The organism is Aeromonas sp. 95A, from assembly GCF_051919235.1.
Classification (GTDB): domain Bacteria; phylum Pseudomonadota; class Gammaproteobacteria; order Enterobacterales; family Aeromonadaceae; genus Aeromonas; species Aeromonas veronii.
This window is the reverse complement of the sequence record NZ_JBQBFC010000001.1, coordinates 2864014-2875000: the sequence shown is the minus strand read 5'-3', so window position 1 is coordinate 2875000 and position 10987 is coordinate 2864014. Positions and strand designations below refer to the sequence as shown.

The following is a 10987-nucleotide window of genomic DNA, read 5'->3' as shown; positions in this document are numbered from 1 at the left end:
GTGTAGGATAGGTGGGAGGCTTTGAAGGCGTGACGCTAGTTGCGCTGGAGCCGTCCTTGAAATACCACCCTTGTATGTTTGATGTTCTAACGCAGGGCCCTGAATCGGGCTCGCGGACAGTGCCTGGTGGGTAGTTTGACTGGGGCGGTCTCCTCCCAAAGAGTAACGGAGGAGCACGAAGGTTGGCTAATCCTGGTCGGACATCAGGAGGTTAGTGCAATGGCATAAGCCAGCTTAACTGCGAGACGGACAGGTCGAGCAGGTACGAAAGTAGGTCATAGTGATCCGGTGGTTCTGAATGGAAGGGCCATCGCTCAACGGATAAAAGGTACTCCGGGGATAACAGGCTGATACCGCCCAAGAGTTCATATCGACGGCGGTGTTTGGCACCTCGATGTCGGCTCATCACATCCTGGGGCTGAAGTCGGTCCCAAGGGTATGGCTGTTCGCCATTTAAAGTGGTACGCGAGCTGGGTTCAGAACGTCGTGAGACAGTTCGGTCCCTATCTGCCGTGGGCGTTGGATGATTGAAGGGAGTTGCTCCTAGTACGAGAGGACCGGAGTGAACGAACCTCTGGTGTTCGGGTTGTCACGCCAGTGGCACTGCCCGGTAGCTAAGTTCGGAATCGATAACCGCTGAAAGCATCTAAGCGGGAAGCGAGCCCTGAGATGAGTCATCCCTGACCCCTTGAGGGTCCTAAAGGGCCGTTGGAGACCACAACGTTGATAGGTGGGGTGTGTAAGCGCAGTGATGTGTTGAGCTAACCCATACTAATTACCCGTGAGGCTTAACCATACAACACCCAAGAAGTGTTCTAAGGCTTGTAGCAAATAGAACGAACTACTCAAATTCAGTGATAGCGACAAGCCGATAGGCAACCTCGTTATTCACGTCAGCTTTCTAGATTAAGAATTTGCCTGGCGGCCATAGCGCCGTGGAACCACCTGATCCCATGCCGAACTCAGAAGTGAAACGCGGTAGCGCCGATGGTAGTGTGGCATTCGCCATGCGAGAGTAGGACACTGCCAGGCACCCAATTTCAAGATTACGCCCAGCGTGGTCTTTACCGGTTAGTGTGCTGATATGGCTCAGTCGGTAGAGCGCATCCTTGGTAAGGATGAGGTCCCCAGTTCGATTCTGGGTATCAGCACCATTAAATAGAAAGCCTCCCTGAAAAGGGAGGCTTTTTTGCATCCGTCATTTTTTGATATCCCCTTACATTCCCTATTCCCGCAACCCCTTCTGCTTGCAGCCGACACAGTTTATCTGCTGATTTGAGTTCCTGTGTGTTACTCATTTGACTGCTATTGATGGTTTTATCCAGAGATTTAACCATGATTGATTGACGTAAAACGTTTTACATGTAAAATCCGGCGCGTTTTGCCTATTACGTGGAGAGAGAGCATGGCGCAGGATAACGAATACTGTTTGGGGGCGGTACCCGCCAAAGGGCGCAAAGGAGTGCTGTCGCTGATGCTGGTGATGCTTGGCCTGACGTTCTTCTCTGCCAGCATGTGGACCGGTGGTGCGCTGGGTACCGGTCTGGTGTTTGACGACTTCATCAAGGCGGTACTGATCGGCAACCTGTTGCTGGGGATCTATACCGCCTGTCTCGGTTATATCGGTGCTTCAACCGGTCTCTCTACCCATCTGCTGGCGCGATACTCCTTCGGCGTCAAAGGTTCCTGGCTGCCTTCTCTGCTGCTGGGCGGCACTCAGGTCGGCTGGTTCGGCGTTGGCGTGGCGATGTTTGCGCTGCCGGTACAGAAGGCGACTGGGATCGATGTGAACTGGCTGATCGCCATTTCGGGTATTTTAATGACGGTAACCGTCTACTTCGGGATCTCCGCCCTGATGGTGCTGAGCTTTGTGGCCGTACCGGCCATTGCACTGCTTGGCGGCTACTCGGTCTGGCTGGCGGTGACCTCGACCGGTGGCATGGCTGCACTGCAGCAGGTACAACCAAGCAATCCCATCGAGTTCACCACGGCGTTGACCATGGTGGTCGGTTCCTTTATCAGTGCAGGAACCCTGACCGCCGACTTTGTTCGCTTTGGTCGCAAACCCTGGGGCGCCGTCATGATTACCATGGTGGCGTTTTTTTTGGGCAACACGCTAATGTTCGTCTTCGGTGCAGCCGGCGCGGCCGTGACAGGGCAGGCCGATATCTCGGAAGTGATGCTGATGCAGGGGCTGTTGATCCCCGCCATTCTGGTGCTGGGCCTCAATATCTGGACCACCAACGATAACGCTCTCTACGCCTCCGGCCTCGGTTTTGCCAATATTACCGGTCTCAAGAGCAAGCCCCTCAGCGTGATCAACGGCCTCATCGGTACGGCTTGCGCCCTCTGGCTTTACAACAACTTTGTCGGCTGGCTGGCCTTTTTGAGTACGGCAATTCCGCCGATCGGTGGCATTATCATCATGGATTTCCTGCTCAATCGTGAGCGTTACCGTCAATTTGCCGATCAGCAGTTCGAGACGGTGCGCTGGCAGGCGCTGGTCGCCACGGCAGTCGGGGTGGCTGTCGGCAAGTGGCTGCCGGGCATAGTGCCACTCAACGCGGTATTGGGCGCCGCCTTCACCTATTTCATTCTGGTTCGCCTCACCCAGCGGCCGGTTCTGGTACAGGAAGCTAACAAATGCTGATTCAACATATTCGTTTGGCCGATCGGGAAGGGTTGTGGCAGATCCGTTGTCAGGATGGGGTCATCACAGCCATCGAACCCCATGACGAACATGCCGTCGCCGGTCGGGTGCTGGACGGGGAGGGCGGTCTTGTCATCGCGCCCTTTATCGAACCTCACATTCACCTCGATACCACCCAGACGGCGGGCGAGCCGAGCTGGAATCTCTCCGGCACTCTGTTCGAGGGGATCGAGCGCTGGGCCGAGCGCAAGGCGCTGCTGACCCATGAGGATGTGAAGCAGCGCGCCATCCAGACACTGAAGTGGCAGATCGCCAACGGCATCCAGTTTGTGCGTACTCACGTCGATGTCTCCGACCCCAATCTGGTGGCGCTCAAGGCGATGCTGGAGGTGCGGGAGGAGATGAAGGAGTGGGTGGAGCTGCAGATCGTCGCCTTCCCGCAGGAGGGGATCCTCTCCTACCCCAACGGCAAGGCACTGCTGGAGGAGGCGCTCAAGCTGGGGGCCGATGTGATCGGTGCTATTCCCCATTTCGAGTTTACCCGGGAATATGGGGTCGAAAGTCTGCATTACATCTTCGATCTTGCGGAGAAGTATCAGGTTCTGGTCGATGTGCACTGCGACGAGATCGATGACGAGCAGTCCCGCTTTATCGAGACGCTGGCAACCCTGGCCTACGAGCGGGGTATCGGCCATCGGGTGACGGCCAGTCACACCACCGCCATGCACTCCTACAACGGCGCTTATGCTTCCCGCCTGTTCCGGTTGCTCAAGATGGCAGACATCAACTTCGTGGCCAATCCGCTGGTGAACATTCACCTGCAGGGACGGTTCGATACCTATCCCAAACGTCGCGGTATTACCCGGGTGAAGGAGATGCTGGAGGCGAACATCAACGTCTGTTTCGGTCACGACGACGTGTTCGACCCCTGGTACCCCATGGGCACTGCCAACATGTTGCAGGTGCTGCACATGGGGCTGCATGTCTGCCAGATCATGGGTTACGAGCAGATCAACGACGGTCTGAAGCTGATCAGCTGCCACAGTGCCCGCACCCTGAACGTGCAGGATCGCTATGGTATCGAGGTGGGCAAACCGGCCAACCTGTTGATCCTGCCCGCCGAGAACGGCTTCGATGCGGTGCGCCGCCAGGTGCCGGTGCGTTATTCAATTCGTCACGGCAAGGTGATTGCCCAGACCCGCCCGGCCCAGACCGAAATCGTGCTGGGTCAGCCAGAGCCCATCGATTTTCGCCGCTGAGATTTCAATCAGGCTGGATGTCGATTAGTTCCGCCTCTGGGCACAAGGGCCGCCATTGCGACATAATGGCGGCCTGACCCTGAGGGAGTGACACCATGCAAACCTGGTTCTATGTTGCTGCAGGGGGCGCCATCGGCGCCTGCCTTCGTTTTGGGATTGCCGAACTGATGGCCTTGCTGCTGGGGCGCCACTTTCCTTACGGGACTCTGGTGGTCAACGTAGTGGGCTCTTTCATCATGGGGGTGGCATTCGCCCTCATCAGTCATGGTCATGTGGTAGAACATCCGATGAAGCCGCTGCTGATGGTGGGGATCCTCGGAGCCCTGACTACTTTCTCTTCCTTTGCCCTCGATACGGTGGTGCTGGCTCAACATGGAGCCTATCTGAAAGCGCTGCTCAATATCGGTCTCAATCTCTTCCTCTGTCTGGCCATGGTGGTGCTGGGCATGCAGTTGGTTGCGAGCCGGGTTTAAGGTGTCCGGACGCCAGTGGCTCTGGTAAACTGGCGGCCATTCTTTGCTCTATGGGTGTTTAAGGGATGTCAGAACAAGCAACGACAACGCATTTTGGCTTTAAAACCGTGGCCGCGACCGAGAAGGAAACTCTGGTAGCAGGTGTCTTCCATTCGGTGGCAGCCAAGTATGATCTGATGAACGATCTGATGTCGTTCGGCATCCACCGCCTGTGGAAGCGCTTCACCATCGATTGTTCCGGTGTGCGCAAGGGCCAGAAGGTGCTGGATCTGGCCGGTGGTACCGGTGACTTGACCGCCAAGTTCTCGCGCATCGTCGGCGAGACCGGTCAGGTGGTGCTGGCGGATATCAACGACTCCATGCTGAAAGTGGGCCGCGACAAGCTGCGCAATCTGGGGGTTGCCAACAATGTCTCCTACGTGCAGGCCAATGCCGAGGCTCTCCCCTTCCCGGATAACCACTTCGACGTCATCACCATTGGCTTCGGCCTGCGCAACGTCACCGACAAGGACAAGGCGCTCGCCTCCATGTTCCGGGTGCTCAAGCCGGGTGGCCGTCTGCTGGTGCTGGAGTTCTCCAAGCCGGTCAGCGAAGTGATCGCCAAGCTCTATGATCTCTACTCCTTCAAATTGCTGCCGAAAATGGGCGAAATCGTCGCGAACGACAGTGAAAGCTACAAATATCTGGCAGAGTCCATCCGCATGCACCCGGATCAGCAGACCCTGGCTGGCATGATGGAGAATGTCGGGTTCGAGCAGGTGGAGTACTTCAATCTGACTCAGGGTGTGGTCGCCCTGCACCGCGGTTACAAGTTTTAAGGTTGCCTATGCCGATGGATGCCATGGTCACCGCGGTGATCGAAACCAGCCTCAACCAGTTGCTGGCGCTGGACAAACAGAGCCCGGAGCGGCTGCGCAAACTGGTGGGCAAGGTGCTCAAGCTGGAGCTGCGTGAACTCAAGCCGCTCTGGTTCGTCTTCTCCGAGCGTCGGCTGGATGTGCTGGCCCAGCATGAAGGGGAGGCCGATGCGGTGCTCAGCCTGTCGCTGACCGCCCTCGGTCTGCTGAAAGACCCGTCCGCCCTGACCCGCTATATCCGCGAGGAGAAACTGGATCTGAGCGGTGATCCCCAGCTGGTACAGGCATTCAGCGTGCTGCTGGGTGAGCTGGATATCGACTGGGAGGAGGAGCTGTCGCGCTATACCGGCGACGTGCTGGCCCACACCCTGTTCAGCGGTGCCCGTCAGGCGCGTCGCCTGGTCGGTCGCGAGCTGTGCCGCACCCGCAGCCAGCTGGCGGAATATCTGACCGAAGAGGCCCGCCTCGCTCCCGGCCCGCTGGAAGTGGCGAGTTTCAACGATGACGTCGAGGTGCTGGCCCAGCAGCTCAAGGCCGTCGAACTGCGGCTGGCCCGCTTCGAACAGCAGGTGACCTGATGACCCCGAAGGAGTTCAAACGCCTCTATCGCATCATCACCATCCTGCTGGAGCAGGGCATCGACGAACTGGTGCCCGCCCGCTATCAACCCTGGCCGGGTCGTCTGGCCCGTCGCTCCCTGTTCTGGCTCAAGAACAAACAACCGGATCTCAGCCGCGGTGCCCGCATCCGCCTCGCCTTCGAGGCTCTTGGCCCCATCTTCATCAAGTTTGGCCAGATGCTCTCGACCCGCCGCGACCTGCTGCCGCCGGATATCGCCGAAGAGCTGGCCCTGCTGCAGGACAGAGTGCCCCCCTTCTGTGGTCAGGCGGCGCGCCAGCAGATCGAGCTGAGCTTGGGTTGTCCCATCGAAACCCTGTTCGATGACTTTGACGAGACGCCGCTGGCGTCGGCCTCCATCGCGCAGGTGCATACCGCCCGCCTGAAGGAGAGTGGCCGCGAGATCGTCATCAAGGTGATCCGTCCCGACATCGAGCCAGTCATCGAGGCCGACCTGCGGTTGATGCAGGCGCTGGCCCGTCTGGTGGCCCGCTTCGTGCCCCAGAGCGCGCGGCTGCGCCCCATCGAGGTGGTGGAGGAGTATCGCAAGACCATCCTCGACGAGCTGAATCTGATGCGCGAAGCGGCCAACGCCATCCAGCTACGCCGCAACTTCACCGGCTCCGAGGCGCTCTATGTGCCTGAAATCATCACCGACCTCTGCCGCGAGCAGGTGCTGGTGATGGAGCGCATCTACGGTATTCCGGTCTCCGATATACCGGCGCTGGAAGCCAACGGCACCAACATGAAGTTGCTGGCCGAGCGCGGGGTCGAGGTCTTCTTCACTCAGGTGTTCCGCGACAGCTTCTTCCATGCCGATATGCACCCGGGCAACATCTTTGTCTCTTACGAACATCCGGAAAACCCACTCTGGATCGGCATCGACTGCGGTATCGTCGGTACCCTCAATCGGGAAGACAAACGCTATCTGGCTGAGAACTTCCTCGCCTTCTTCAATCGCGACTATCGCCGGGTGGCAGAGCTGCACGTGGAGTCGGGCTGGGTACCGGCAGACACCAAGGTGGACGAGTTCGAGTTCGCCATTCGCACCGTGCTGGAGCCCATCTTCGAGAAGCCGCTCTCCGAAATTTCGTTCGGTCACGTGCTGCTCAACCTGTTCAACACCGCGCGTCGCTTCCATATGACGGTGCAGCCGCAATTGGTGCTGCTGCAAAAGACCCTGCTCTATGTGGAAGGGTTGGGGCGTCAGCTCTACCCGCAGCTCGATTTGTGGCAGACCGCCAAGCCGTTCCTCGAAAACTGGATGCACGAACAGGTCGGGCCCAAGTCGGTATTGAACGCTATCAAGGAGAAGGCGCCATTCTGGGCGGAGAAGCTGCCGGAGCTGCCGGAGCTGGTCTATGAGACCCTGCGCCAGACCCGTCATCAGCAGCGTCATTTCGACCAGATGTTTGCCGAGTTCCGCCGTCACAGCCGTCGGCAAGGGCAGGCCCGCTACCTCTTAGGGGTTGGAGCCAGCCTGCTATTGGCGGGTGTATTCTTGCTGACCCAAAAACAACACATTGAGTGGGGACAAGCCAGTCTCGCCGGTGCAGCCCTCTGCTGGCTGGTCGGCTGGTTGCGAACCCGTTCCCATTAATCAACAACCGCGCCGTCAGGCGCCTGTTCTGGAGAGAAAATCATGGGTGGTATCAGTATTTGGCAATTGTTGATCATTGCAGTCATCGTGGTGCTGCTGTTCGGTACCAAGAAACTGCGCGGCATTGGCGGTGATCTGGGCGCGGCGGTCAAAGGGTTCAAGAAAGCCCTCTCCGACGAGCCGGCTGATGCCAAGGCCGAGCAGAAAGATGCCGAGTTTCCCCCGAAACAGCTGAACGAAGCGGCCACTCAGAGCAGTGAGACCGCCAAGCAGAAAGACAAAGACCAGGCCTAAGCCATGTTCGATATCGGTTTTTGGGAGCTGGTCGTTATCGGTGTGGTAGCACTGGTGGTACTGGGGCCCGAGCGGCTGCCGGTTGCCATCCGCACGGCTACCCACTGGATCCGCCTCATTCGTTCGACCGCGAACTCGGTCAAGTCCGAGCTGGAGCAGGAGCTCAAGTTGCAAGAGCTGCATAACGACCTCAAGAAGGCCGAACAGTTGCAGATGAGCAACCTGAGCCCCGAGCTGCAGGAGTCCATCGAACAGCTCAAAGCGGCGGCCCAGTCGGTCAATCGCCCCTATCAGGTGGAGAACGAGATCCGTCCGCCGCGCCCCGAGCCGGTCGCCCAGGCTGAGCCTGCCACGCCGGTTGAGCCTGCGGTGCAGCTGAGCCACGACGTGCCTCCGGTCAATAGCCAGCGGGAGAGTGAGCCGGTGCCGGTCAGCGACTCCGCAGTAAAAGGGGAGGTGAAGCCATGAGTCAGGCCGAACAACCCCTGATCAGCCATCTGGTTGAGTTGAGAACCCGCTTGCTGCGCTCCATTACCGCCATCCTCGTGGTGTTTCTGGCGCTAATCTACTTCTCCAACAACATCTACGACTTCGTGGCCCAGCCGCTGCTCAGCCAGCTGCCGGAAGGGACCAGCATGATAGCGACGGATGTGGCGACCCCCTTCCTGACGCCGATCAAGCTGACCCTGGTGGTCTCCTTCTTCGTGGCGATCCCCTATCTGCTCTATCAGGCCTGGGCCTTTATCGCCCCCGGTCTGTACCAGCATGAGCGGCGCCTGATCATGCCGTTGGTGGTCTCCAGCGCCCTGCTGTTCTATGCGGGGATGGCGTTCGCCTACTACGTGGTGTTCCCGCTGGTGTTCGGTTTCTTCACCAGTACCGCACCCGCCGGGGTGACGGTGGCGACCGACATCGCCAGCTATCTGGACTTCGTACTGACCCTGTTTTTCGCATTCGGGGTGGCGTTCGAAATTCCGGTGGCCACCATACTGCTCTGCTGGACCGGCGTGACCACACCGCAAAATCTGAAGGAGAAACGTCCCTACGTTGTTGTCGGGGTGTTTGTGGTCGGCATGCTGCTGACGCCGCCTGATGTCTTCTCCCAGACCCTGCTCGCCATCCCGATGTGGGCGCTGTGGGAGATAGGTCTGTTCTTCGCCCGCTTCTACGTGAAGAAAGAGGATGAAGAGCAACAGGAACAACCGGATGTGGAGAGCTGAGGCTCTGTTCGTCACCTGTTTGCCGGACGGCGAGAGGATGACGAAGTCCGCAGGAATGGCAGAACGAGGGGAGCTGAGGCTCCCTTCCTCTTTTCATGCTCCCGTTCGAGGCGTATGGTAAGACCCCATTCGGTAGATGGTTTTCAAATACCTGATATGTATTCCTTTTGTTCGGAACGTCTCATCCCATGATCGATATCGGTTTAAACCTGACCAGCAGCCAGTTTGCCGGCGAGCAGGCTGAGCTGGTGGCCCGTGCCCGCGCCGCCGGAGTGGAAGCGCTGATCCTCACCGGTACCGATCTGGCTGGCAGCCGCGAGAGCGCCGGGTTGGCCGCCCGCTGGCCGGGCTACTGCTTCTCCACCGCCGGGGTACACCCTCACGATGCCAAGAGTGTCGATGAGGCGACCCTGCCCGCCTTGCGCGAGCTGGCAGCCTTGCCGCAGGTGGTGGCTATTGGCGAGTGCGGCCTCGACTACAACCGTGATTTCTCCCCCCGCCCGGTGCAGGATGCGGTATTCGACGCCCAGCTGGCACTGGCCGCCGAGCTCGGGATGCCGGTGTTTCTCCACTGCCGCGATGCCCACGCCCGTTTTATCGAGATCCTCCGTCCCTGGTTGCCGAAACTACCGGGAGCCGTGCTGCACTGCTTCACAGGCTGTGATGAGGAGCTGGACGAGTGTCTGGCGCTGGGGCTGCATATCGGGGTGACTGGCTGGCTCTGCGATGAGCGCCGTGGCCAGCTGCTGCGCGAGCAGGTGGCCCGCATTCCTGCCGGTCGGCTGATGATCGAGACCGATGCCCCCTATCTGGTGCCGCGGGATCTGAAACCGCGCCCGAAACGCAACGAACCCGCTTTTTTGCCGCACATCGCCCAGGTGGTGGCGGCCTGTCGTGGTGAAGCGCCCGAGGCCTTGCTGGCCCATACCCGGGCCACCTCCGCCGCGTTCTTCCAACTTCCTCTCCAGGAGTGATTCATGGCTACAACTCTTCCGGGCGCCTTTCCGGGCCGCCGCCTGCGCCGTCTGCGCAAACATGATTTCAGCCGTCGTCTGGTGCGCGAGAACGTACTGACCGTCAACGATCTCATCTATCCGGTGTTTGTGCTGGAAGGGGAGAACCGCCGTGAAGCCGTTCCCTCCATGCCGGGGGTGGAGCGCCTCTCCATCGATCTGCTGCTGGAAGAGGCCGCCGAGCTGGTGGAGCTGGGCGTACCTGCTATTGCCCTGTTCCCGGTCACTCCACTGGAGAGCAAGAGCCTGCTGGCGGAAGAGGCCTACAACCCGAACGGGCTGGCCCAGCGCACCGTGCGCGCCCTCAAGGCTCGCTTCCCGGAGCTGGGGGTCATCACCGACGTGGCGCTCGATCCGTTCACCACCCACGGTCAGGACGGCATCATCGATGACGAAGGCTATGTGCTGAACGACATCACCACCGAGATCCTGATCAAGCAGGCGCTCTCCCATGCCGAGGCCGGGGTCGATATAGTCGCGCCGTCCGATATGATGGATGGTCGCATCGGCGCCATCCGCGCGGCGCTGGAAGAGAATGGCTTCATCAACACCCAGATCATGGCCTACTCCGCCAAGTACGCCTCCTGCTACTACGGCCCGTTCCGCGATGCGGTCGGCTCTGCCGGCAACCTCGGCAAGAGCAACAAGGCCACCTATCAGATGGATCCGGCCAACAGTAACGAAGCCCTGCACGAAGTGGCGCTGGATATTCAGGAAGGGGCCGACAGCGTGATGGTCAAGCCGGGCATGCCCTATCTGGACGTGGTTCGTCAGGTGAAGGATCAGTTCGGCGTGCCGACTTTCGCCTATCAGGTCAGCGGCGAGTACGCCATGCACATGGCGGCGATCCAGAACGGCTGGCTGAAAGAGAAGGAGACCATCATGGAGTCCCTGCTCTGCTTCAAGCGGGCCGGTGCCGATGGCATCCTCACCTACTTCGCCAAGCGCGTAGCACAGTGGCTGAAGGAAGATGCCCGTTAAGCCGGGTTGAAGAGATAAACGA

Annotated in this window: 11 protein-coding genes, 1 tRNA gene and 2 rRNA genes (1 of these 14 cut by a window edge); all 14 read left to right on the top strand. The window is 59.3% G+C overall.

Annotated elements, in window-relative coordinates; translation table 11 throughout:
* Window positions 1–796: ribosomal RNA gene (locus tag ACTG2U_RS13005) — 23S ribosomal RNA — on the top strand (it extends 2094 nt beyond the left edge of the window).
* Window positions 797–917: 121 nt separating this feature from the next.
* A 5S ribosomal RNA gene (gene rrf / locus ACTG2U_RS13000) occupies window positions 918–1032 on the top strand.
* A 46-nt stretch (window positions 1033–1078) separates the two neighbouring features.
* Window positions 1079–1154: transfer RNA gene (locus tag ACTG2U_RS12995), tRNA-Thr, on the top strand.
* A 251-nt stretch (window positions 1155–1405) separates the two neighbouring features.
* Window positions 1406–2650: a cytosine permease gene (gene codB / locus ACTG2U_RS12990; protein ID WP_005342374.1), complete on the top strand. Its 1245-nt coding sequence runs from the start codon at window positions 1406–1408 to the stop codon at window positions 2648–2650.
* Complete coding sequence (locus ACTG2U_RS12985) at window positions 2644–3909, top strand: cytosine deaminase (protein ID WP_439974570.1); 1266 nt, start codon at window positions 2644–2646, stop codon at window positions 3907–3909. The genes codB and ACTG2U_RS12985 overlap by 7 nt, the downstream gene beginning before the upstream one ends.
* A gap of 95 nt (window positions 3910–4004) precedes the next feature.
* Window positions 4005–4382, top strand: coding sequence for a fluoride efflux transporter CrcB (gene crcB / locus ACTG2U_RS12980; protein WP_005339378.1), 378 nt, complete (start codon window positions 4005–4007; stop codon window positions 4380–4382).
* Window positions 4383–4447: 65 nt separating this feature from the next.
* Window positions 4448–5200 (top strand): bifunctional demethylmenaquinone methyltransferase/2-methoxy-6-polyprenyl-1,4-benzoquinol methylase UbiE, encoded by a 753-nt coding sequence (gene ubiE / locus ACTG2U_RS12975; RefSeq protein WP_005342396.1) that lies wholly within the window; start codon window positions 4448–4450, stop codon window positions 5198–5200.
* 8 nt (window positions 5201–5208) lie between these two features.
* On the top strand, window positions 5209–5817 hold the full coding sequence (locus ACTG2U_RS12970) for a ubiquinone biosynthesis accessory factor UbiJ (protein ID WP_005339380.1): 609 nt from the start codon (window positions 5209–5211) through the stop codon (window positions 5815–5817).
* The gene (gene ubiB, locus ACTG2U_RS12965) at window positions 5817–7457 is read left to right on the top strand and encodes a ubiquinone biosynthesis regulatory protein kinase UbiB (RefSeq protein ID WP_005339383.1); all 1641 of its coding nucleotides are present in this window, start codon (window positions 5817–5819) and stop codon (window positions 7455–7457) included. Before ACTG2U_RS12970 ends, ubiB begins: the two co-directional genes overlap by 1 nt.
* A 42-nt stretch (window positions 7458–7499) precedes the next feature.
* Window positions 7500–7751 carry a Sec-independent protein translocase subunit TatA gene (tatA, locus tag ACTG2U_RS12960; protein WP_005339385.1) on the top strand — a complete coding sequence of 84 codons (252 nt, stop codon included), beginning with the start codon at window positions 7500–7502 and terminating at the stop codon, window positions 7749–7751.
* A gap of 3 nt (window positions 7752–7754) precedes the next feature.
* Window positions 7755–8219 (top strand): Sec-independent protein translocase protein TatB, encoded by a 465-nt coding sequence (gene tatB, locus ACTG2U_RS12955; protein ID WP_005342398.1) that lies wholly within the window; start codon window positions 7755–7757, stop codon window positions 8217–8219.
* A complete protein-coding gene (gene tatC, locus ACTG2U_RS12950) occupies window positions 8216–8971 on the top strand; it encodes a twin-arginine translocase subunit TatC (RefSeq protein ID WP_005342401.1) in 756 nt (251 codons plus the stop codon). Before tatB ends, tatC begins: the two co-directional genes overlap by 4 nt.
* A gap of 188 nt (window positions 8972–9159) precedes the next feature.
* Window positions 9160–9945: a TatD family hydrolase gene (locus ACTG2U_RS12945; protein ID WP_279486326.1), complete on the top strand. Its 786-nt coding sequence runs from the start codon at window positions 9160–9162 to the stop codon at window positions 9943–9945.
* A 3-nt stretch (window positions 9946–9948) separates the two neighbouring features.
* Entirely contained in the window at window positions 9949–10965 is a 1017-nt protein-coding gene (gene hemB, locus ACTG2U_RS12940) for a porphobilinogen synthase (RefSeq protein ID WP_236357857.1), read from the top strand.
* Window positions 10966–10987 lie beyond the last annotated feature (22 nt).